Source organism: Cohnella hongkongensis, from assembly GCF_042654645.1.
Classification (GTDB): Bacteria; Bacillota; Bacilli; order Paenibacillales; family Paenibacillaceae; genus Cohnella; species Cohnella hongkongensis.
In genome coordinates, this window is the sequence record NZ_JBHSEP010000025.1 from 1 (window position 1) to 21990 (window position 21990).

A 21990-nucleotide genomic window follows, 5' to 3' on the forward strand; every position below is an offset into this window, starting at 1 on the left:
GATCAAACTCTCCATGAAAGGAGCTTTCACGTCAGGCCTTCCGAAAGGAAGTCCCGAGCGCTATGTCTCCCGGTATCACAGAGCCATTTGAGGCTCATTTCTTGCTGGTTACCGTCTTTCGACGATGTTTTGTTTCTTACGCTCAATGTTCAGTTTTCAAAGAACAATCGGTGTTGCTTTGGCGTCTACCGCGCTAACGGCGACTTTTATAATGTATCATATTCAATAATGTGATGCAAGTGTTTTTTTACTTCAAAATGCTGTAAATTCCATGGAGATCGTGCGCATATATTCAATCCCGAGACTAGACAAAAAAATAGACCTCCAAAAGGGAATCGGCCCTTCTAAAGATCCGGTCGAACGCTTCATAATATCGTTATATCGTTCCCTTTATTTCGTAACGAACACTTCGCAAATATACCACTGGCGGTTAAGCCCCAGATTAATAATCTGGCCGTTCACCGAGATCATCGGGCGAGTCGGATACTGACGGTCGGTAAACACGATTTCCCCGATTCGTCCGTCGTTGAGCTTGACGAATACGCCGTTATGAAATTGCGTCGTTCTCTCGATGAAGGTTTGTACGTATAAGGGATCAAGCTTGCCGAAGGATCCCGCATGCAGCTCCTCGAGCACCAGATAAGGAGACTCCGCCTTCCGGTAATTCCGATTGGAGGTCATCGCATGGTACATATCGGCAATGGCGACGATTCTGGCGTAGGGATGAATTTTCTCCCCTCTGACTTTCATCGGATAGCCGCTTCCGTCGATTCGTTCGTGATGCTGAAGCGCCGCAAGCCATATGCCTTGATTGAAAGAGGCGATCCCTTCAAGCAGCTTGAAGCCGTATACGGTATGCTGCCTCATCTCTTGAATCTCTTTCGTAGTGAGCTTGGACGGCTTGTTAAGGATCGCCTGATCGACCTTGACATTCCCGATGTCGTGAAGCAATCCGGCCATCGCGATCGGCAGCCAATCTTTCTCCGGAAACTTGTTCCACTTGGCAATCTGGTAGGACGTCATCGCGCAGAGAACGCTGTTGCGGGTAAGCACATCGGGTTGGCCGACCGTCGGCGGTGCGGAGAAGGTCAAAATATTGTATTCGTCCATATAGCTGATCAGAGAAGATAATCCGTTGCGCAGCTCCAGAACCGGGATTTTCTGTCCGGAATTGATCATGGATATCGTACGCTGCAGCGCCTTCTCCATGAGCAGAAATTCCTGCTGCAGACGGGTAAGCTTCACCTCGGCCGTCGCCGCTATCTCGCTTGGCCCCTCTTCCGCAGCAGTCTCCTCAAGTCCGTCGCGAATAATCTCCACGCTGGGAATGAGAAAGGCCTGAAGAATTTCCATGTCTCTATCCGACAGTACTCGCCCTTGCTGCAGCAGCAGGCTTCCTAGAGCGGTCTGAACGTCGCTGGCCAGACGATCGCCTATCTGAGCCTGTGTAATCGGAATGATCGGCATGCTCCATCTCCCTCTGCAACGCTTCCAGTGAACAAGCAGACAGCCGGTTAGCTGTCTGCTTCTTCGCCTTCAATTTCTTCGGAATCGGTATCTTCCTCGCTTCTCGGCGCCCGGGCTACGGTAGCTACGGAATCCTCGTCGCGAATGTTAATCAGCTTAACGCCTTGCGTAATCCGGCCCATCGTATTGATTCCGGACATGCTCGTGCGGATCAGCGTCCCGGAGGAGGTCATGATCATCAGATCTTCCTCGTCGTGAACGACCTTCAGTCCGACGATCTCCCCGTTTTTCTCCGTCACGTTTAACGTTTTGATGCCTTTGCCGCCTCGAGTCTGAACCCGGTAGTCCGCCACCGGAGTCCGCTTTCCGTAGCCCTTGGCGGTTACGATCAACACGTCGCGATCCGGCTCGACGACATCCATGTCGATAACCTTGTCGCCTTCGTCCAACTGAATCCCCTTCACGCCCGTCGCGGATCTTCCCATTGCGCGAACATCCCCTTCGGAGAAGCGGATGGACATGCCGTGACTCGTCCCCATCACAATCTCGCGGGTGCCGTCCGTCAGCTTGACGCCGATCAGATCGTCATCGTCGCGCAGCGATATCGCAATCAAGCCGACTCTGCGAATGTTCGCATAATCGTTCAACGGCGTTTTCTTCACAATTCCGTTCCTCGTCGCGAAGAACAGGAATTGATCCGGCTCGAACGACTCGACCGGAATGACCGCATTGATCGTTTCTCCCTGCTCGATCTGAATCAGGTTGATGATCGGCGTTCCCCTTGCGGTGCGGCTTAGATCCGGAATTTCGTAGGCTTTCATCCGGAAGACGCGGCCTTTGTTCGTGAAGAACAGCAAGTAGTGGTGAGTGTTGGAGACGAACAGATTTTCGATAAAATCCTCATCCTTGGTCCCCATCCCCATAATGCCTCGGCCGCCCCTCTTCTGGCTGCGATAGGTCGATACGGGAAGCCGCTTGATGTAGCCCGCATGGGTCATCGTTACGACAACGTCGTCACGCGGGATAAGATCCTCGTCGAGAATTTCCTCATCGCTGATCGTAATCTCCGTGCGGCGTTCGTCGCCGTAATTCTGCTTGATCTCCTCGAGCTCCTCGTGAATGATGTCGTTCACCAGCTGAGGATCAGCCAGAATCGCTTTGTACTCGGCGATCTTCGCAAGCAGCTCCGCGTATTCCTTCTCGATTTTCTCCCGCTCGAGTCCGGTCAGGCGCTGCAGGCGCATCTCCAGAATCGCCTGCGCCTGATCGTGCGACAGACCGAACCGCGTCATCAAGCCTTCGCGCGCCTCGTCCGTCGTCTGCGAAGCGCGGATCAGCGCAATGACTTCGTCCAGATGATCCAGCGCGATGCGCAAGCCTTCCAGAATGTGCGCTCTCGCTTCCGCTTTCCTCAGATCGTACTCCGTGCGCCGGCGGATGACCTCCACCTGGTGCTGGATATAGTTGTGAAGCACGTCCTTCAGGTTCAGCACCTTGGGCTCGTTGTTCACGAGCGCCAGCATGTTCACGCCGAAGCTCGTCTGCATCTGAGTCTGCTTGTACAGGTTGTTCAGAACGACCGTAGGAGTAACGTCGCGGCGCAGCTCGATCACGATGCGCATCCCGTTGCGGTCGGATTCGTCGCGAAGATCGGTAATGCCGTCGATCCTCTTCTCGCGCACCAGCTCGGCGATTTTCTCGACAAGCCTTGCCTTGTTGACCTGATACGGAATTTCATGAACGAGAATGCGGGCTTTGCCGTTATTCTCCTCGATCGTGGCCCGGGCCCGCATCGTCACCGAGCCGCGGCCTGTCGCATAAGCTTGACGGATGCCGACGCGGCCGAGAATGAGTCCCGCAGTCGGGAAGTCGGGGCCTTTCACGTATTCCATCAGATCGTAAGGCGTCAGCTCCGGATCGCGAAGCAGCGCCTGCGTTCCCTCGATGACTTCCTTCAGGTTATGAGGAGGAATGTTCGTCGCCATCCCGACGGCGATGCCGGTCGTTCCGTTAACGAGGAGATTCGGGAATCTGGCCGGCAGGACAACGGGCTCCTGCTCTTCGCCGTCGTAGTTCGGGCGGAAGTCGATCGTCTCCTTGTTGATATCGCGAAGCATCTCCATCGCGATCTTGGACAGGCGAGCCTCCGTGTAACGCATTGCCGCGGCGAAGTCGCCGTCGATCGAACCGAAGTTGCCGTGCCCGTCGACGAGCATATACCTCAGAGAGAAATCCTGGGCCAACCGGACCATCGCTTCGTAAATTGATGAATCGCCGTGCGGGTGGTACTTGCCGATAACTTCGCCGACGATTCTCGCCGATTTCTTATAAGGCTTGTCCGGGGCCATTCCCAATTCGGACATGGCGTACAGAATCCGCCTCTGAACCGGCTTCAGGCCATCCCGAACATCCGGAAGCGCCCGGCTGACGATGATGCTCATCGCGTAATCCATGAACGATTCCCGCATCTCGACCCCGATATCGCGGTCGCGAAGCTGGGAGCGTTGTTCTTCCGACATGAAGATCCTCCTTAACCCGATATACAACCGGATGGCGACCCGCTTGCAAACCACTACACCGCAAGGCGCTATCCGTCATAGATTAATAAATATGCAATAACTCCATTATACCATATTGCCGAAGGGAAAGGTGGGATGAACCCGCATGTCGATTCAGCGCATACGGAGCAAACGAGCCAAGACAAACGCCTTGCTTGCCGATCCCGAGCTTAAAGATTACGTTCCGGACACCCAAAGCTTCGATCGGGGAACGGTGGAACGGATGTTGGAAAAGTACGGCATGATCTACGTCAAACCGGTTAACGGAACGTTCGGCAGAGGCGTCATCCGCATCGAGAAGCCGGGTCCGTCGACCCCTTACCGGTTCCACTCCGGAACGACCCGGTATGAATTCCCGACATTCGGGGAAATGTACCGGAAGCTGCTAATCGTGAAAAGACCGAAGCCTTACTTAAGTCAGCAGGGGATTCAGCTGTTGAAGCACCAAGGAAGAAGATTCGATCTTCGAATCATGGTTCAGAAAAATCGGAAGCTCTCCTGGGAAGCAACGGGAATGATCGGACGCGTCGCCCACCCGCGCAAAATCGTGACCAACTACCATGCCGGAGGAACGCCGATGCCGGTTCAGAAGCTGATGACCGCCCACCTGAGGAACGGACAGTGGCCATCGTTCGAGGCCAGGCTGCTCAAGCTCTCGGTCTCGGTCGCCAAGGCGCTGGAACGGAGATTTCCGGGGCTGAAGGAAATCGGCATCGATATCGCCGTGGACGAAGATCTCAAGCCCTGGATCCTCGAGGTCAATACGCTGCCGGATCCGTTCCTGTTCAAGAGGCTTCCGGATAAATCCGTCTTCCGTAAAATTTACGCTTACGCGGTCGCATACGGCCGATTCAAGTCCCGCAGACGCAAATCTTAGTCCGAAGGGGTACCTCTCCGCGAGAGATACCCCTTGGTCTTCTCCGTTATACGTCCAAGTTCTTGACGTACCTGGCATACTGCTGGATAAATTCGCGCCGAGGCTCGACGTTGTCGCCCATCAGCGTATCGAACAGCAGATCGGCCTTCATCGCATCTTCGATGCGGACCTGGAGCATCGTCCGGCTCGCCGGATCCATCGTCGTCTCCCACAGCTGCTCGGCGTTCATCTCTCCCAAGCCTTTATACCGCTGAATGTTCAGCTTGGCGCCTTCTCCGAATTCGGCGATAATCTCGTCCCGCTGCTTCTCGTTCATCGCATAGCGGACGGTTTTATTGCGCTCGATCTTGAACAGAGGCGGCTGAGCGATATAGACGTATCCTTCTTCGATCAGCTTGCGCATGTAGCGATAGAAGAACGTCAGAATAAGGGTACGAATATGGGCGCCGTCGACATCGGCGTCGGTCATAATAATAATCTTGTGATACCGAGCTTTCGTAATGTCGAACTCGTCGCTGATTCCCGTTCCGAGCGCCGTGATCATCGCCCGGATCTCCAGGTTGGAGAGAATTTTGTCCAGGCGAGCCTTCTCTACGTTCAATATTTTGCCGCGCAGCGGCAGGATCGCCTGGAAGTGCCGGTCCCGGCCCTGCTTGGCCGAGCCGCCGGCGGAATCGCCTTCCACGATATAAAGCTCGGAGATCGATGCGTCTTTGGACGAGCAGTCGGCCAGCTTGCCCGGCAGAGAGCTCACCTCGAGCGCGCTCTTGCGCCGCGTCAGCTCGCGCGCCTTGCGGGCCGCCTCCCGGGCTCTGGCCGCCTGAAGCCCCTTATCCATAATCTTGCGGGCTACGGCCGGGTTCTCGTCGAGAAACTGAAGCAGCTTCTCGCTGAACAGAGATTCGACGATGCCGCGCACTTCGCTGTTGCCGAGCTTCGTCTTCGTCTGTCCTTCGAACTGAGGCTCCGGAATTTTAACCGAGATGATCGCCGTCAAGCCTTCCCGAACGTCGTCGCCCGACAGATTGGACTCGCTTTCCTTCACGAAGCCCATCTTGCGCGCATAGTCGTTAATGATCCGCGTCAGGGCGCTCTTGAATCCGGACTCGTGCGTCCCGCCCTCATGCGTATTAATATTGTTCGCGAACGAATACAGATTCTCGGAATACCCGTCGTTATATTGCATCGCGATCTCGCATTGAATGTTTTCCTTCGCGCCTTCGACGTAGATCGGATGCTCGTGAAGCGGCTCGCGTGTCCGGTTTAAATATTTGACGAATTCCACGATGCCCCCGTCGAAATGGAAGGAGTCGTGCATGCCGGAGCGCTCGTCGGTAAGCGTAATGTGGATTCCCTTGTTCAGGAACGCCAGCTCGCGAATCCGTCCGACGAGAACCTCGTAATCGTAGACGGTCGTTTCGGTAAAGATTTCCGGATCTGGCTTGAAGCGCGTCCGGGTTCCCGTCTCTTCGGTATCTCCGATAATCTTCAGATCGTACTGCGGCACGCCGCGGCGATATTCCTGCTGGTGGATATGCCCTTCCCGCTTAACGGTGACGGACACCCATTCCGACAGCGCATTCACGACCGAGATGCCGACCCCGTGCAAGCCGCCGGACACCTTGTACCCTTCGCCGCCGAACTTGCCGCCCGCGTGCAGTACGGTCATGACGACTTCGAGCGTCGATTTTTGCAGCTTCGCATTCAAACCGACCGGGATGCCCCGACCGTTGTCGACCACGGTAATGCTGTTGTCTTCGTGTATAATGACGTCGATCCGCGTACAAAAGCCGGCCAACGCTTCGTCAATGCTATTGTCGACGACCTCCCATACCAGATGGTGCAGCCCCTTGCTGCTGGTCGAGCCGATATACATGCCGGGGCGCTTGCGGACCGCTTCCAGACCTTCAAGCACCTGGATCTGACTCTCGTCGTAAGTATTCTGTTGATTAACGGACAAACCTTCCACCGCCTTCTTTACGTAACAGCTACCCTTCCAAGTATCGCGTCCTCTTCTTCAGAGTAGACGCGGAGATTGGAGAGTAAAAGACTTTGTGCTCCGTGACGACGATCGACTTGGGATCTTCCTCTCCGATCGTTTCGACTTCCTTGTTCTTCTGCGCATGCAGGACGAACTGCCGCGACAGCTTCGAGGACTGCTCGATCGAAATATCGAAGATCGCGATGAGCTGCGACGTTCGAATGATTTTTTCCCCGCCCAGATGAATGTACACGAAGTACCTCCTTAGCTTAACGCAGCAATTGGCCGTCTCTCACGTGAAAAATGGACGCGTCCTTCAACCGGCCCATGTTGACGCTCTCCAAGCCGGTTGTCGTGATGAAGGTCTGCACGCGGCTCTGAAACGTCTCGATGAGCTGCGTCTGCCGAGTCTGATCGAGCTCCGACAGCACGTCGTCGAGCAGCAAGAGCGGATATTCCCCGATCTCTTCGTGCATCAATTCCAATTCGGCCAGCTTCAGCGACAGCGCCGCCGTCCGCTGCTGGCCCTGGGAACCGAAGGACTGTACATCTTTGCCGTTAATGGCGAAGGACAGATCGTCGCGGTGAGGACCGGTCAACGTCGTGCCCCGCCTGAATTCCTGTTCCTTGCTCTGTGTTAACTTTATCATAAATTGCCCGAATAAAGAAGATTGATCTTGGAGATCCACGCTGTCCGAGGTTCCGAACGATGGCTTGTATTCCACCGACAGTTGTTCGGTTCCTCCCGTTATTCCGGCATGAATCTTCTCCGCCCATTTTTGCAGCTGTACAATAAAGGTTTTCCTTCTTTGCATCATTTTAACACCGGTCTGGGCGAGCTGCTCGTTCCAGACCTCCAGAAGCTCCGGGACGGCCCGGCGAATATCGGTCGATTTCAAGTAATTGTTGCGCTGCTGCAATATTTTCTGATACTGCTGCATGTCGTACAAATAACCGGGATGCACCTGCCCGATCTCCATGTCCATGAACCGGCGGCGCACTCCCGGTGCTCCCTTGACGATATCCAGATCCTCCGGGGCGAACAGCACGACGTTAAGCGTCCCGACGAAGGTGCTCAGCTTGCGCTGCTCCAGCCCGTTGATCTTCGCTTTCTTCCCCTGCGGCGACAGCTGCAGCTCCAGGCTGGCGTCGCCCGTCCGGCGGCTGATCTCGGCGCGCAGGAGCGCGGAGCCGCTCTCCCATCCGATCAGTTCCTTGTCCTTGGAAGTCCGGTGAGACTTCGTCAGCGACAGGACGTGGATCGCCTCCAGCAGGTTCGTCTTGCCTTGGGCGTTCGGTCCGATGAAGATATTGACGCCGCCCTCCGTCGCAAGCTTGACGGAATCGTAGTTGCGGTAGCCTTGCAGCTCCATCGCGTTTAACTGCATTCGTCATTCACTCTCCAACTGGCTTGGACGAGACGGACCGCCTTACCGCGTTCCAATCTCGAACGCGCCGAACCCTTCTACCTCGACGGTATCCCCGACTCTCAGCTTTCGCCCTCTGCGGTTGTCGGGCTCCCCGTTCACGAGAACGCGCTTTTCCTGCAGAAAAAACTTCACTTCCCCGCCGGTTCCGATGCAATCCGCCAGCTTGAGAAACTGTCCCAGCGTAATGTATTCGGTCGATATTCCGATGCTCTTCATCCGTCTCTCCTCAGTTCGTCGTCCGGTAAGGAAGAATAAGGTGCAGGCTGAGCTCGTGATCGTTCGGCCGGATAATGATCGGGCTCATCGAACCGTTAAAGCCGATAAACAGCTCCTCGCTATCGATAACCTTGAGAACGTCGAGCATATATTTGGAGTTGAAGGCGATCTTGAGCGGTTCCCCGCTCATCCGGCTAACATTCAGCTGTTCCGTTACTTTGCCAAGCTCGGAAGAGCTGGACGAAATCTCGATTCCGCCGTTGTCGGTCGTGACGAGTCGGACGATGTTCGTCTTCTCTTCTCTGGAGAGCAGGTAGGCGCGGTCGATCGAGTCGCTCAGCTGCTTCGTGTTCAGGACGAGTTCTGTTTTGAAGCTCTGCGGAATAATCTTGGAAGTATCGGGATAAGTTCCGTCCAGCATCCGAGAATAGAACAGCACGTTGCCCAGCTTGAACAACACCTGGTTGTCGGCTACGACAATGTCGACCATAACGTTCTGGTCGGGCACGATTTTCGAAAGCTCGTTCAGCGTTTTCCCGGATATGACAATATTGGAAAAACGAACATCCCCGGAGTCGACGTTCGCTTGTCTGCTGGCCAACCGATGGCGGTCGGTCGCCACGAACTTGTAAACGCCGTCCTGCAGGTTCCAGAGAACGCCGGTCAGAATCGGGGTCGATTCGTTCGTCGTTACCGCGAACACCGTCTGCCGAATCATATCCCGCAGCAGGTCGCCCGGTATCGATACGGTCTGCTCCTCCATCAACGAAGGAAGCACCGGGAACTCCTCGGGATCCAGGCCGACGAGCTGAATTTCCGTCGCGCCGGACGTAATCATCGTCTGAAAACGGTCCCCGACCTCGATATGCACTTCTTCATGCGGAAGCTTCTTGACGATTTCGACGAAAAACTTGGCGGTCAGCACGACGCTTCCGGGCTTAGCGACCGTCGCGATCGTCTTGTCTGCCGTCTCGAGCGGAATGAAGCTCTGAATCGAAATATCCGTATCGCTTGCCGTCAGCGTAACGCCGGAGAAGCCGGCGTCAATCTTAATGCCGCTTAGAATCGGAATTGTCGCTCTGGACGCAACGGCTTTGGAAACGTGTTGGATCGCTTCGTTCAGTTCGTTGCGCAATATCGTAAATTTCATGGATTCACCTCATCGATTTTGTTTATTGTAGCATGTTTTTAAAAAAAGAAGTCGTAGTAGGGCGCCTGAATATGTGGATAACCGCGAAAAAACTCGAAAGCAACGCCTATCCACATGTGGATTCGCTGTGCACAGACGTTGCCGCTTTTTTATGCTTGGGTCTCCGATCCGCATGCATACATTTGCGCAGCGATTGTCGACGACTTCGCGCGTCAGGTCAGGTTCTTAATCTTTTCGGTCAGGCTGTTAATAACTTTGTACAAGTCCTGGTCGACTTTGAGCAGCTGCGAGATTTTCTCGTGGGCATGGATGACGGTCGTATGATCCCGGCCTCCGAATGCGTCTCCGATCTTCGGAAGCGAATAGTCGGTCAGCTCGCGAGACAGATACATGGCGATCTGCCGCGGGAAAGCGACGGCTTTCGTTCTTTTGCGAGCTTTGAAATCCTCCAGCTTAAGGCCGTAGTAGTCGCCTACGCGCTGCTGAATATCCTGCATCGTGATGAGTCGATTGCGCCCTGTGGGCAGGATGTCCTTTAACGCTTCGGCGGCCAGCTGCGCGGAGATGTCTTGATTCGTTAGAGAGGAGTAGGCGACGATTCGAATCAAAGCGCCTTCAAGCTCGCGAATGTTGGAATCGATCATGTTGGCGATGTACATCATCGCCTCGTTCGGGATGTCAAGGTTTTCCGCTTTTGCCTTCTTGCGGAGAATCGCGATCCGCGTCTCCAGATCGGGCGGCTGAATATCGGTAATCAGCCCCCATTCGAATCGGGAGCGAAGACGTTCCTCGAGCGTCGGAATTTCCTTGGGCGGGCGGTCGCTCGAGATGACGATCTGCTTATGCTCCTCATGAAGCGCGTTAAAGGTATGGAAAAACTCCTCCTGAGTTCCTTCCTTGCCGGCGAGGAACTGGATATCGTCGATGAGCAGCACGTCGATGTTGCGATATTTGTTGCGGAAGCTTTCTCCACGGTTATCGCGAATCGCGTTAATGAACTCGTTCGTAAATTTCTCGGAGGATAAGTACAGAACCTTCATATGAGGATTATGTTCCAATATATAATGGCCGATCGCATGCATGAGATGAGTCTTGCCCAGTCCGACGCCGCCGTACATAAAAAAGGGATTGTAGGATTTGGCCGGAAGCTCGGCGACAGCGAGCGAGGCGGCGTGGGCAAATCGGTTGGCCGCGCCGATGACGAACGTATCGAACGTGTATTTCGGGTTGAGCATGTGCATCATCGGCTCTTCGAGCGCCGGCTGGCTAGAGACCGAGATGGGCGGCGCCGCTTCGACCGGTTCCGGCGGAACGGCTTCCTCGATGGAAAATTTCACCTCGACCGTTCGCCCGACATAATCGGACAGCGTCGAAGAGACGAGCTTCGTATAACGCGTTTCCAACCACTCCACGGCAAAGGTCGTCGGCGCGGTAACCAGAACGACGTTCTCGCTGATGAACGAGGCTTTCGTCGATTTGAACCAAGTGTCAAAGCTGGGCTTGCTCAGCTTCGTCTGGATGACCGACAACACCTGCTGCCAGATTTCGTTGTTGGGGTTGTCCACGACAAATTCTCTCCTTTAACTCCTCGTAAGGACAAAAAATAAGCGGAGAACGTGTAGTCGAACGCTTTTCGACTAGTTATCCACATTATTCCCTGAATTATTAAGAGGGTTATCCACGAATGTGGGGATTTGTTCACAAAGTTATTCACAGGGTGTTAATAAAACGAGGATGAAAATTTGAAATCCACGGGTAAAGACATGACTAATCATAGCAGACAAACCCTCTAAATTCAACGAAATTCCCCCTGTTATCCACAATTTCAATAACTTGTGGATGAAAACTGTGCACAATACTAGATATTGTTGATAAAGTGTGAGGCGATCCGACAAGGATGTATACGATTCATTTTTTTCTTCCGGATTGTGCACATGTGAATAAGTTTAGAAGAGAAAATTAGAGTATCCACAACGAAAAAGACCCTTGAAAAGCGACGTTAAGCCTGTCGGCTTATCCGTTTTTTGCTTTCCAAGGGCCAGGCGATGAAAGTTACTTGTTAATCGTCGTAGAGATCGTCATCGTCGTCGTCATCATCGTAATCCACGGACAGTATTTTGCCGGTATAGGCGTGGACATCGACTTCGGCTTCGCCGCGTTTCGTTTTTAGCTCGATTTCGTAGTAAAGCACCCCGTCGTCCTTATCCAGTTCGGATTTGACGACGGTGCCGCCGACGCGCTCCGCTGCGATCCGGGAGGCCTGCTCCCGACTGATGAGGGATTTACTGGCGGAAGCGGAGGGAGAAGGGAAAGCCGAGGGAGCCGGAGAAGCCGACGGACTCCCTGCGGAGATTCGGCGTTCGTCGTCCCGATCGTCCCAGTCGTCCCAATCGTCGTCATCGAGATCGTCCCGCTCTATTTTTAAGGTTTTGCCGGTATAGGCCTCGATATAAACATCGTATTCCCGATGGTCCTTCAGAACGTCGACCTCGTAATAAACGACCCCGTTCTCTCTTTCCAGTTCCGCGCGCAGCGCTTGGCCGCCTGCTGCGTTCGCCGCCAATTCCTTCGCTTTATTCGCTCCGATCCTTTCAGTACCTCCGTTCGAAGCAAATCCGGTCGTGGCGGCGCCGGCGCCGATCGCGACGACCGACAAGAGCGACGCGGACAGCAGAATTTTTCTCGTTTTGCTTATCATCATGCTTTTTCTCCTCTCTATACGTATCGAACTCACCTATAGAGTAAGCCTTGAAGATGAGAGGAGCGGGATAGGAACATTAGAAAACGATGAGAACGAAGTAAAAACGGAGAGCGAGCTACGAATCGTCATCGCTTTCCTCGTCGTCGTCATCGTCCCAGATGACCGACATGATCGCGCCGGAGACGGCGTTCACCTGCACGTCGGCATCGCGTCCGCCTTCGACGTCGACCTCTACGAGATAATACGCTTTTCCCGCAACCCTGCCCTTAAGCTCGACGTCTTCGGCCGTTCCTTTCACGTGGGCGGCGGCGAGTTTTTTAGCCCGCTCGGCGCCGATAAAGGCGGGAGACTTGGCATTGCCTTCGTCGGGCGAGGCCGACGTAGACGGGGGAACCGTCGGAGAAGGCGAGGGCGAAGAAATCGGAGAAGAAGGGGGCGATTCCGACGGGCCGGGAGCGGGCGCAGAAGTCGGAGCAGGAGTCGGGGCGGGCTCATGGCCGTTCATGGGGGCGCCGATTCTCTCCAAATAGACGATTTCGCCGCTGCCGGCGTCGGCTTTGACCCGGTAAGAGCCTTGATCCGTTTCCAGCAGCATCACGTACCGATCTTCGGCTTTGACGAGATCTTTGACCGTGCCGGGATAACGGGCCAGCACCGCCTCCTGCAGCGCTTCGCGGGAGAGCGTCTCCTGGTGCCCGGGCCAGGGCCTCCACAGCGCGGCGGCGATGCCGATTCCGGCAGCCAGCATGACGATATAGCCGGCAAGCCGGAGCGTTCGTTTATTCATGATTAGCGCCTCCTCCCGATAAGTGCTACCATCATACGGCATAAAGATGAGAAATCGATGAGAGCGGATAGTCTGCGACCGGGCCGGCGCTGCCGCTCATCGAGGGTCAGGGAAGCGAATCGTCGCCGTCGTGCCCACGCCTTCGAGGCTGTCCAGCTCGAGGCTTGCCCCGATCGCCTCGGCGATTTCCTTCGCCAGCGACAAGCCAAGGCCGAAGCCGCCATTTTGCCGGGTACGCGCTTGATCGACGCGATAGAACCGGTCGAACACTTTCGGCAGCTCGTCCTTCGGAATGCCGACGCCTCTGTCGGCAATGCGAATCCATGCCGATCCGCCGCTTGCGCCTACCGTTACCGCAATCGGCTCCTCGCTGTACTTTCGGGCGTTGTCCAGGAAGATGTAGAGAAGCTGCCGGAGCAGATTTTGGTCGCTTAGAACGGTGACGGGAGCTTCGGCTTCCACGTGGACATCGCGGCGGTACGCCTTGCGGAAAGCTTCGGACGCTTCGGTCGCCAGCTTCCCGAGCTCCAATTCCTCCGGATTCGCGTTCCAGTGGCTTCGGCTGCCGGCGAGCAGGAGCAGCTGCTCCGTCATTTCTCTCATGCGGACCGCTTCCGAATGGATCGCTTCTACAGACTCGGAGAACAAGTCGGGGCGCTCCAAGCCTTTGCGCTTCAACAGGCTCGCATAGCTCTCGATGACGGTAAGCGGCGTTTTCAGCTCATGAGAAGCGTTGGAGGCGAAACGCTTCTGCTTCTCGAAGTTGTTCTCCAGCAGCTCGATCATCCGGTTAAACGTCCGTCCCATCTCCGCGAGCTCGTCCTTGGCTTCGTCTTTCAGCTCCAGCCGTTTAAACCGTCCGCTCTCCCGGATTTCCTTCATGGTGTTCGTCATATTCACGACCGGCTGAGTGATCAGCTTGCCGAGCCATCTTCCCGACAGGACGACGGGAACGAGCGCAAGCGCGGTAACGGCAACGAGCACGATTCGCAGCGCCCGCAGGTTGTCCGTCGTCTCCCGCAAGCTTCGGACGAGCTGGACGTTGACGACCGAGCCGTCGCTCCAGATGACCGGCAGCGAGACCAGAGCGTACTTTTCTCCCGCGTATTCGATCGCCTGCTTCATTTTTTCCGAACTATAGAAGGCTTCCCGCTTGCTCAGCTCCGATTGGGACGGCGAAGTGACGGGGGGATAGCCGGCTCCGCCGTCCGGGGCCACGATTCTCAGCATGCCGTCGGCCGGCACGTAGGCCCGCAGCAGATCGCGCACGGGAATGCTGTCCGCATTTTGCCGGATACCTTCGGCGATCGACGTCGCCTCCGTCTCGGCTTTGCCGATTTCGCTGTTCAGAGACATCCGATCGAACAGAAAGTAAATGCTGACGTTCATCAAGACGAGCAGGACGGCGAACAGAAGGGAGGAGTAGAGATGGATTTTGTTCTGAAGTCTCATGGCGTGTCCTTTAGCGCGTAGCCGACGCCCCGAACGGTACGGATCAATTCCGTTTCCCGGCCGTGATCGATTTTTTTCCGGACATAACGAATATAGACGTCGACGACGTTCGTCTCTCCGTAATAGTCGAAGCCCCATACCGCTTCCAGAATCTGTTCGCGGCTGAGCACCTGGCGTTTGTTTCTAAGCAGGTAAACGAGCAGATCGAATTCTCGCGGGGTCAGCTCGACCGAATCGGCGCCGCGAAACACCTCCCTGGTTTTCTCGTTGACTCTAAGGTCGGACGCCGTCAGCCATTCGCTGTCCGGAAGCTCGGCGGCAGCCTGGGCGGGACGCTGCCTGAGCGATGCGCGAATGCGGGCCAGCAGCTCTTCGATCTGAAATGGCTTGGTTACGTAATCGTTCGCGCCGTAATCCAGTCCGGACACCTTGTCCTCGACGGAGCCTTTGGCGGTCAGGAGAATGACTGGAGTTTGCGCGTCCTGCGCGCGGATTCGCCGAAGCAGCTCGATCCCGCTCATGCCCGGAAGCATAATGTCGAGCAGGACGAGATCCCATTTTTCACTCCGATAGGCTTCCAGCGCATCGATGCCGTTGCCGTATTTGGAGACCCGGTAGCCCTCGATCTCCAGCTCGATTTCCAGCAGCCTGGAGATCTTCTCCTCGTCTTCCACGACTAAAATTTTCGTTTCCATCAGGGCCTCCTTAGGCCGGCTTTTTATTTATCATATCATGATCCTGCCCGGTTATGACGCGCTTCTCGACACCCGAGAGTAAACGAGCGCCAGTTTTCGCGAGCCAATAGAAGGAAATGGCGATTCGTTGACATTCTGGGCTTGACGTGGTTTAATTAAAGAACGTGAGTTTTTATGTAAGGGGGTTTGATCCATGGGTCCTACATTTAAGCCGAATGTAAGCAAGCGGAAAAAGGTGCACGGGTTCCGCAGCCGGATGAGCACGAAGAACGGCCGGAAAGTTCTGAAAGCTCGCCGCCAAAAAGGTCGCAAAGTATTATCGGCATAGTTAATGAAAGACCACTTAGGTGGTCTTTTTTTACTACAATGCAGCAGATGGAGCGGTAGATATGCATAGGAAGCTGCGGCTGCGCAAGAGAGAAGATTTCAATACGGTGTACCGGTACGGGAAATCGTTCGCCAATTCGCAGTTCGTCGTGTATTGGCGCAAGCGAGCGCCTACGGGGACGTTCCGGATGGGGGTTTCGGCGAGCAGCAAGCTGGGCGGGGCCGTCGTGCGCAACCGGCTCAGACGTATGGTGAAGGAGATCGTTCGTCTGAATGCGGCCAAGCTTCAGGAGGATATCGACCTGATCCTGATCGTGCGCAAGCCGGCGCTCTCTCTTTCGTACAAGGAGATGGAGGGGAGCATTCTTCACGTTCTGCGAAAAGCGGGCTTGCTGAAGGGCTCCAAGCCGTTTAATGGCGGCGGGAAGCCGACGACGGCGAACGGCAACCGCGGAAAAAGACGGAACGAAGCCAATGGCAAATAAGAGCGGGAGGCGTGGACGAGCCTCTGCTTTTCTTTGCCTTCTTTATTATGTTATAGTTGTACTGAATAGTTTCGGCCATTTTCGGCTGTAATCGGATTCAGCAATAGTAGATCACTTTACGGCATGCCCGGCGATGAAGAGGGGAGTTTTCAGTTTTGTTGCGAAATCGCAAATGGTGGATCGTTCTCGGCGCAATCGCGCTGATGACGCTGCTCGCGGGCTGTACGCCTGTGACCGAGGCAATCACGACCGACGATATGGCCCACAGCGGCTCTTGGTGGACAAGGAACGTCGTGTACTGGTTCTCGTTAATGCTCGATACGTTCGCGCAATGGTTCGGCGGCGAATACGGACTTTCGATTTTATTGCTTACCATTATAGTAAGGACGATTATCCTTCCTCTAATGATCAAACAATACAAGAACACGAAAGCCATGCAAGCCCTCCAGCCGGAAATGCAGAAGATTCGCGAGAAGTTCAAGGAAGATCCGCGGAAACAGCAGGAAGAAATGATGAAGCTGTATCAAACGCATCAGGTCAATCCGCTGGCCGGGTGTTTGCCGCTCATCGTACAGATGCCGATCTTCATCGCGCTGTACAACTCGATTTACCAGAACATCGAGATTCGGGATCATTCCTTTATCGGCTTCCAGCTCGGTACGGCGCCCAGCCAGGGAGAATGGTACTATTACGCCATCCCGACCGTGGCTGCGATTACGACGCTCATTCAATCGATGATGATGTCGCGTCAGCAGACGATGGCCGGACCGATGAAGGGTCTCATGTACATCTTCCCGGTTCTGATCTTCGTCATGGCGATCAATTTCCCGGTCGCGCTGCCGCTGTACTGGATCTACAGCAACATCTACACGATCGTTCAGAACTACTTTATGTACGGCAAGCCTGAGAAGAAGGAACCTGCTCCTGAACCAAAACCAAAGAAAGGCAAAGGTAAAGGTAAGGAGGCGCGCGCAAAATGAAAAAGCTCCTGGCATCTGGGAAAACGATAGAAGATGCGGTTCGCAGCGGTCTGGCCCAGCTCGGCGTGAAGGAAGACCGCGTGAATGTCAAAGTATTGGAGCAGCCGAGCAAGGGGCTGTTCGGGCTCATCGGAGCCAAAGAGGCGAAAGTGGAGTTGGAGCTGCTGCCGGACGGCGTGGAGGAAGCGATTCAGTTTCTCCTCGACGTGTCGGGAGCAATGGATCTGACCGTTTCCGTTGAACGGGTGGATGAGAATGATGCAGTGCGGATTAACGTTACAGGTTCGGACTTGGGCATTCTGATCGGTCGTCGTGGACAAACTTTAGATTCTCTTCAATACTTGACGAACATCGTGGCGAATCGCCACTCGGACCGTCATCTTCGTATCGTGCTCGATGCCGAGCAATTTCGCGAGCGCCGCCGCCAGACGCTGGAGGCTTTGTCCGAGCGAATGGCCATGAAGGTCGTTCGAACGCGCAGGGAGATCGTGCTGGAGCCGATGACCGCGCAGGAGCGTAAAATCATTCACGCACGATTGCAATCGAATCCGAAGGTCAAGACGTATAGCCAAGGAGACGAGCCGAATCGGAGAATCGTGATCGCATTAAAGCAATAGAGAGCGTCCGCGCAATGGCTTCCGCAACGTTGGGGGGTCATTGCGCTTCTTTTATGAACCATCCCGCCGGAATCCGCGGCTCGTTGTCCTGATTGGACGACCGCTGCGGTTGCGGACGGGCCGAAGGAGGGAACAGGGAGCTCGCATGAACGAGGATACGATTGCCGCCATTGCGACAGCGCTAGGCGAAGGCAGCATTGCCGTCGTCAGGGTAAGCGGTCCGGAGGCTGTTGGAACGGTGGCCAAGCTGTTTAAGTCGAAACGAGATTTAAGGGAGGCCGATTCCCACACCGTTCAGTACGGCTGGATCGTGGATCCGCAGTCGGCGCGGCGTATAGATGAAGTGTTGGTGACGGTTATGAGAGGGCCGCGGTCGTTTACGGCTGAAGACGTGGTGGAGATCAGCACGCACGGCGGCATCGTCGCCGTTAAATCCGTGCTGGAGCTGGTGCTGAGGCATGGCGTCAGATTGGCGGAGCCGGGGGAGTTCACGAAGAGAGCGTTCTTGAACGGCAGAATCGATCTGGCGCAGGCCGAAGCGGTTATCGATCTGATTCGCTCCAAGTCGGATCGCGCGTTCCAACTGGCCAGAAAACAAGCCGAAGGCTCGGTGTCGAGAAAAATCGTCCCTCTAAGACAGCAGCTCATTGAGCTGATTGCCCATGTGGAAGTCAATATCGATTATCCGGAGCACGATGTGGAGGACGTTACCGCCGACTTGATTCGTTCGAACTGCCGCGCGGTATTGGATGAAGTGAACGAGCTGCTGCAGAGATCCCATGAAGGGAAAATATTGAGGGAAGGAATCGTGACCGCGATCGTGGGCCGGCCGAATGCCGGCAAGTCGTCGCTTCTCAACGCGCTGGCTCGGGAGAACAAGGCGATCGTCACGGATATTCCGGGCACGACGCGGGATATTGTCGAAGAGACGGTATCCTTGTCGGGCATTCCGCTAAGACTGTTGGATACGGCCGGCATTCGCGAGACGGAGGATGTCGTGGAGCAGATCGGGGTCGAGCGTTCCCACGGCGCTCTGAACGAAGCGGATTTGATTCTGCTCGTGCTGAACGGGCACGAGGAGCTCCACGAGGACGAGAGAAAGCTGCTCGCGCAGCTTAAGGATCGTTCCACGATTGTCGTCGTGAACAAGATCGATCTTCCTTCGAGACTGGACGCGAAGGAGGTCGAGCGAGACTACCCCCAGGATCGTATCGTGTACTTGTCGGCCAAGGACGGCCGGGGGATCGAGCAGCTGGAGCGGGCGGTGACCGATCTGTTCTTCAGCGGCGAGGTCGAGACCGGGGACATGACGTATGTGAGCAACGCAAGACATATCGCGCTGCTGCATCAAACGCGGCAATCACTGGAGGATGCTATTCAGGCGACCTACGACGGAGTGCCGATTGACCTCGTTCAGATCGACATCACCGCCTCGTGGGAATCGCTCGGTCAGATTTTGGGCGATGCGGCGGGCGATTCGCTGCTGGATCAGATTTTTTCTCAATTTTGTTTAGGAAAATAACATAAGCTAAAGAAAGCAAGGAGGGTGGATATGACTTATCATGCGGGAGATTACGATGTGATCGTCATCGGCGCGGGCCATGCGGGCTGCGAAGCCGCTTTGGCCGCTGCCCGAATGGGGTGCGAGACGCTGCTGCTCACGATCAATCTGGATATGGTGGCCTTTATGCCGTGCAATCCTTCCGTAGGGGGACCGGCAAAAGGTCACGTCGTGCGCGAGATCGATGCGCTCGGAGGAGAGATGGGACGAAATATCGATAAAACCTTTATTCAGATGAGAATGCTGAATACGGGCAAAGGACCGGCGGTGCATGCGCTCAGAGCGCAGGCCGACAAGTTTCTGTACCAGCATACGATGAAGGAGACGATCGAGAATCAGCCCCATTTGACGCTGCGTCAAGGATTGGCCGAGGACTTGATCGTAGAGGACGGAGTGTGCAAGGGGGTCGTCACCAAAACCGGGGCCCAGTACGGAGCGAAGGCCGTCGTGCTGACGACGGGAACGTATTTGCGAGGCAAAGTCATTCTTGGAGAACTGATGTACGAGAGCGGTCCGAACAATCAGCAGCCTGCGGTGAAGCTGTCCGAATCGCTGAAGCGTCTTGGCTTTCAGTTGGCCAGATTTAAGACGGGCACGCCTCCGAGAGTGCACAAGGATTCGATCGACTTCGACAAAACGGAGATCCAGCCGGGCGATCCGAAGCCGAAATACTTCTCTTACGAGACGGAATATATGGCGCATGCCGATCAACAGCTGCCCTGCTGGCTTACGTATACGTCGGAAGAGACTCATCAGATCATCAACGACAATCTGCATCGGGCGCCTATGTTTTCCGGATTGATCGAGGGCACGGGACCTCGCTACTGTCCGTCAATCGAAGACAAAATTGTGCGGTTCGCGGATAAGCCGAAGCATCAGATTTTTCTGGAGCCGGAAGGCCGGAATACGAAGGAATATTACGTGCAAGGTTTGTCGACGAGCATGCCGGAAGACGTTCAACTGCGCATTCTGCGCTCGATTCCGGGTTTGGAGAAAGTCGAGATGATGCGTACCGGCTATGCGATCGAATACGATGCGGTCGTTCCGACGCAGCTCTGGCCGACGCTCGAAACGAAAATCGTCGAAGGTCTGTTCACCGCCGGACAGATTAACGGAACCTCCGGCTACGAGGAAGCCGCCGGTCAAGGGGTTATGGCGGGCATCAACGCGGCCCGCAAAGTGCAGGGCGCCGAACCGGTCATTATCGATCGATCCAAAGGGTACATCGGCGTTATGATCGACGATCTGGTCACGAAGGGGACGAACGAACCGTACCGGCTTCTCACTTCCCGGGCGGAGTATCGTCTGCTGCTTCGTCACGACAATGCCGATCTGCGGCTTACTCCGCTGGGACGAGAGATCGGCCTGATCTCCGAGGAGCGCTATGCGAGGTTTCTGGAGAAGAAGGAGCGAGTGGAAGCGGAAATCCTCCGTCTGAAGGAAACGAAATTCCGTCCCGACGAAGCGGTGCAGGCGATGCTCGCGGAGGTCGGCTCCGCGCCGATCAACAATTCCGTTGACGGCTTGACGCTGCTGCGCCGTCCGGAAGTGACCTACGCTCATCTGGAGAAGCTGGCTCCGCCGTCTGCGGACTTGCCGGAGGAAGTGAAGGAGCAGGTTGAAATTCAAGTGAAATATACCGGATATATCGAGAAGCAGCAGCAGCAAGTCGAGCGTATGGAGAAGATGGAGAAAAAACGCATTCCCGAGAATATCGACTACGATTCGATACACGGACTTGCTACCGAGGCAAAGCAGAAGCTGGGCAAAATACGTCCGCTGTCTCTTGGCCAAGCATCGAGAATATCCGGAGTGACGCCTGCCGATCTGTCTATCCTGCTCGTTCATCTCGAACACTACAATCGCGTTACGGCGGCAGCGCACAGCTCATGAACGACGAAATTCGGCAGAGGCTTGCCGAGCGGGCGCGTCCGCTCGGCATCGAATTAACGGATCGGCAGCTGGAGCAATTCGAAGCCTATTACAGCCTGCTCGTTGAATGGAACGAGAAAATGAATTTGACCGGCATTACCGAACGGGAAGCGGTATACGAGAAGCACTTTTACGATTCGCTGACGCTGGCCGGGGCGGTGCCGTTTAGCAAGACGGCTTCTCTGGCCGACATCGGCTCGGGAGCCGGATTTCCGTCCATTCCCCTGTCGATTGCGTTTCCTCGCTTGAGGGTTACGATCATCGACGCTTTGGCGAAGCGAATCAAGTTTTTGGAAGAAGTGACGAGCCGTTTGGAGTTGACTGGGGTAACCTGCCTGCACGCTCGGGCGGAGGATGCGGCGAGGCAGAAGGAGCATCGCGACAGCTACGACGTGGTGACGGCCCGGGCAGTTGCTCGTCTAGCGGTACTGAACGAGTTTTGTCTCCCGTTCGTTCGTCCGGGAGGGTGGTACATTGCGATGAAGGGGACCGACATTTCGTCGGAGCTGGAGGAAGGGCGATACAGTTTGACGAAGCTGGGCGGCAGACTGGTCGACGTCAAGCGGCTGATCCTTCCGACGGAGGGTGCAGAGCGGCACTTGATCGTGTGCGAGAAAAAGGGACCGACTCCGGCCGCCTACCCGCGAAAGCCGGGAGTTCCGTTAAAAACGCCGCTGATGAGGTCATAACGAAATGTTCCACGTGAAACATCGACTCGCATTCAGAGCGACTGTGTTCCACGTGGAACATTTTTACGTTTACGAGCCTGCTTCG

20 protein-coding genes are annotated in these 21990 nt (G+C 55.3%); 8 read left to right on the forward strand and 12 right to left on the reverse strand.

The window, feature by feature from the left end:
- Positions 1–390: 390 nt before the first annotated feature.
- Both ACFO3S_RS23915 and gyrA read right to left on the reverse strand, forming a co-directional pair.
- Complete coding sequence (locus ACFO3S_RS23915) at positions 391–1467, reverse strand: HD-GYP domain-containing protein (RefSeq protein WP_378101179.1); 1077 nt, start codon at positions 1465–1467, stop codon at positions 391–393.
- A gap of 47 nt (positions 1468–1514) precedes the next feature.
- Positions 1515–3986, reverse strand: a complete 2472-nt coding sequence (gene gyrA, locus ACFO3S_RS23920) for a DNA gyrase subunit A (RefSeq protein ID WP_378101182.1) — start codon at positions 3984–3986, stop codon at positions 1515–1517.
- Positions 3987–4131: 145 nt separating this feature from the next.
- On the opposite strand from gyrA, the gene ACFO3S_RS23925 reads away from it, so the two are divergent.
- Positions 4132–4902 (forward strand): YheC/YheD family protein, encoded by a 771-nt coding sequence (locus ACFO3S_RS23925; protein ID WP_378101185.1) that lies wholly within the window; start codon positions 4132–4134, stop codon positions 4900–4902.
- 46 nt (positions 4903–4948) lie between these two features.
- Here ACFO3S_RS23925 and gyrB read toward each other — a convergent pair whose 3' ends face one another.
- The 10 genes from gyrB to ACFO3S_RS23975 form a co-directional block, all read right to left on the reverse strand.
- The gene (gene gyrB, locus ACFO3S_RS23930) at positions 4949–6862 is read right to left on the reverse strand and encodes a DNA topoisomerase (ATP-hydrolyzing) subunit B (RefSeq protein WP_378101188.1); all 1914 of its coding nucleotides are present in this window, start codon (positions 6860–6862) and stop codon (positions 4949–4951) included.
- A 28-nt stretch (positions 6863–6890) separates the two neighbouring features.
- The gene (gene remB, locus ACFO3S_RS23935; RefSeq protein ID WP_378101191.1) at positions 6891–7136 is read right to left on the reverse strand and encodes an extracellular matrix regulator RemB; all 246 of its coding nucleotides are present in this window, start codon (positions 7134–7136) and stop codon (positions 6891–6893) included.
- Positions 7137–7152: 16 nt separating this feature from the next.
- The gene (recF, locus tag ACFO3S_RS23940) at positions 7153–8271 is read right to left on the reverse strand and encodes a DNA replication/repair protein RecF (protein WP_378101194.1); all 1119 of its coding nucleotides are present in this window, start codon (positions 8269–8271) and stop codon (positions 7153–7155) included.
- Positions 8272–8313: 42 nt separating this feature from the next.
- Positions 8314–8529, reverse strand: a complete 216-nt coding sequence (gene yaaA / locus ACFO3S_RS23945) for a S4 domain-containing protein YaaA (protein WP_378101197.1) — start codon at positions 8527–8529, stop codon at positions 8314–8316.
- Positions 8530–8539: 10 nt separating this feature from the next.
- Complete coding sequence (gene dnaN / locus ACFO3S_RS23950) at positions 8540–9679, reverse strand: DNA polymerase III subunit beta (protein WP_378101200.1); 1140 nt, start codon at positions 9677–9679, stop codon at positions 8540–8542.
- A 212-nt stretch (positions 9680–9891) separates the two neighbouring features.
- Entirely contained in the window at positions 9892–11244 is a 1353-nt protein-coding gene (gene dnaA, locus ACFO3S_RS23955; protein WP_378101203.1) for a chromosomal replication initiator protein DnaA, read from the reverse strand.
- 494 nt (positions 11245–11738) lie between these two features.
- Positions 11739–12380, reverse strand: coding sequence for a PepSY domain-containing protein (locus tag ACFO3S_RS23960; protein ID WP_378101206.1), 642 nt, complete (start codon positions 12378–12380; stop codon positions 11739–11741).
- 115 nt (positions 12381–12495) lie between these two features.
- On the reverse strand, positions 12496–13167 hold the full coding sequence (locus ACFO3S_RS23965; protein ID WP_378101209.1) for a PepSY domain-containing protein: 672 nt from the start codon (positions 13165–13167) through the stop codon (positions 12496–12498).
- A gap of 96 nt (positions 13168–13263) precedes the next feature.
- Positions 13264–14619 (reverse strand): sensor histidine kinase, encoded by a 1356-nt coding sequence (locus ACFO3S_RS23970; RefSeq protein WP_378101212.1) that lies wholly within the window; start codon positions 14617–14619, stop codon positions 13264–13266.
- On the reverse strand, positions 14616–15314 hold the full coding sequence (locus tag ACFO3S_RS23975) for a response regulator transcription factor (protein ID WP_378101214.1): 699 nt from the start codon (positions 15312–15314) through the stop codon (positions 14616–14618). Before ACFO3S_RS23975 ends, ACFO3S_RS23970 begins: the two co-directional genes overlap by 4 nt.
- 193 nt (positions 15315–15507) lie before the next feature.
- Between ACFO3S_RS23975 and rpmH the strand changes: the two genes are divergently transcribed.
- From rpmH to rsmG, 7 genes are all read left to right on the forward strand, one after another.
- Positions 15508–15642 (forward strand): 50S ribosomal protein L34, encoded by a 135-nt coding sequence (gene rpmH / locus ACFO3S_RS23980; protein WP_084423307.1) that lies wholly within the window; start codon positions 15508–15510, stop codon positions 15640–15642.
- Between the two features lie 61 nt (positions 15643–15703).
- Positions 15704–16126, forward strand: a complete 423-nt coding sequence (gene rnpA / locus ACFO3S_RS23985) for a ribonuclease P protein component (protein ID WP_378101216.1) — start codon at positions 15704–15706, stop codon at positions 16124–16126.
- A gap of 203 nt (positions 16127–16329) precedes the next feature.
- Positions 16330–17106 (forward strand): YidC/Oxa1 family membrane protein insertase, encoded by a 777-nt coding sequence (locus ACFO3S_RS23990; protein WP_378101427.1) that lies wholly within the window; start codon positions 16330–16332, stop codon positions 17104–17106.
- A complete protein-coding gene (jag, locus tag ACFO3S_RS23995) occupies positions 17103–17723 on the forward strand; it encodes an RNA-binding cell elongation regulator Jag/EloR (protein WP_378101219.1) in 621 nt (206 codons plus the stop codon). The genes ACFO3S_RS23990 and jag overlap by 4 nt, the downstream gene beginning before the upstream one ends.
- 145 nt (positions 17724–17868) lie before the next feature.
- On the forward strand, positions 17869–19245 hold the full coding sequence (gene mnmE / locus ACFO3S_RS24000) for a tRNA uridine-5-carboxymethylaminomethyl(34) synthesis GTPase MnmE (RefSeq protein WP_378101222.1): 1377 nt from the start codon (positions 17869–17871) through the stop codon (positions 19243–19245).
- Positions 19246–19275: 30 nt separating this feature from the next.
- A complete protein-coding gene (gene mnmG / locus ACFO3S_RS24005; RefSeq protein ID WP_378101225.1) occupies positions 19276–21177 on the forward strand; it encodes a tRNA uridine-5-carboxymethylaminomethyl(34) synthesis enzyme MnmG in 1902 nt (633 codons plus the stop codon).
- On the forward strand, positions 21174–21905 hold the full coding sequence (rsmG, locus tag ACFO3S_RS24010) for a 16S rRNA (guanine(527)-N(7))-methyltransferase RsmG (RefSeq protein WP_378101228.1): 732 nt from the start codon (positions 21174–21176) through the stop codon (positions 21903–21905). The genes mnmG and rsmG overlap by 4 nt, the downstream gene beginning before the upstream one ends.
- Positions 21906–21990: the final 85 nt, after the last annotated feature.

What these genes read in the sequence shown, in the direction of transcription:
- dnaN (WP_378101200.1), bottom strand. Translation starts at nt 9,679, where the DNA reads ATGAAATTTACGATATTGCGCAACGAACTGAACGAAGCGATCCAACAC.
- rnpA (WP_378101216.1), top strand. Translation starts at nt 15,704, where the DNA reads ATGCATAGGAAGCTGCGGCTGCGCAAGAGAGAAGATTTCAATACGGTG.
- ACFO3S_RS23990 (WP_378101427.1), top strand. Translation starts at nt 16,330, where the DNA reads ATGACGCTGCTCGCGGGCTGTACGCCTGTGACCGAGGCAATCACGACC.
- rpmH (WP_084423307.1), top strand. Translation starts at nt 15,508, where the DNA reads ATGGGTCCTACATTTAAGCCGAATGTAAGCAAGCGGAAAAAGGTGCAC.
- gyrA (WP_378101182.1), bottom strand. Translation starts at nt 3,986, where the DNA reads ATGTCGGAAGAACAACGCTCCCAGCTTCGCGACCGCGATATCGGGGTC.
- mnmG (WP_378101225.1), top strand. Translation starts at nt 19,276, where the DNA reads ATGACTTATCATGCGGGAGATTACGATGTGATCGTCATCGGCGCGGGC.
- rsmG (WP_378101228.1), top strand. Translation starts at nt 21,174, where the DNA reads ATGAACGACGAAATTCGGCAGAGGCTTGCCGAGCGGGCGCGTCCGCTC.
- ACFO3S_RS23975 (WP_378101214.1), bottom strand. Translation starts at nt 15,314, where the DNA reads ATGGAAACGAAAATTTTAGTCGTGGAAGACGAGGAGAAGATCTCCAGG.
- jag (WP_378101219.1), top strand. Translation starts at nt 17,103, where the DNA reads ATGAAAAAGCTCCTGGCATCTGGGAAAACGATAGAAGATGCGGTTCGC.
- ACFO3S_RS23960 (WP_378101206.1), bottom strand. Translation starts at nt 12,380, where the DNA reads ATGATGATAAGCAAAACGAGAAAAATTCTGCTGTCCGCGTCGCTCTTG.
- ACFO3S_RS23915 (WP_378101179.1), bottom strand. Translation starts at nt 1,467, where the DNA reads ATGCCGATCATTCCGATTACACAGGCTCAGATAGGCGATCGTCTGGCC.
- ACFO3S_RS23965 (WP_378101209.1), bottom strand. Translation starts at nt 13,167, where the DNA reads ATGAATAAACGAACGCTCCGGCTTGCCGGCTATATCGTCATGCTGGCT.
- mnmE (WP_378101222.1), top strand. Translation starts at nt 17,869, where the DNA reads ATGAACGAGGATACGATTGCCGCCATTGCGACAGCGCTAGGCGAAGGC.
- ACFO3S_RS23970 (WP_378101212.1), bottom strand. Translation starts at nt 14,619, where the DNA reads ATGAGACTTCAGAACAAAATCCATCTCTACTCCTCCCTTCTGTTCGCC.
- yaaA (WP_378101197.1), bottom strand. Translation starts at nt 8,529, where the DNA reads ATGAAGAGCATCGGAATATCGACCGAATACATTACGCTGGGACAGTTT.
- ACFO3S_RS23925 (WP_378101185.1), top strand. Translation starts at nt 4,132, where the DNA reads ATGTCGATTCAGCGCATACGGAGCAAACGAGCCAAGACAAACGCCTTG.
- recF (WP_378101194.1), bottom strand. Translation starts at nt 8,271, where the DNA reads ATGCAGTTAAACGCGATGGAGCTGCAAGGCTACCGCAACTACGATTCC.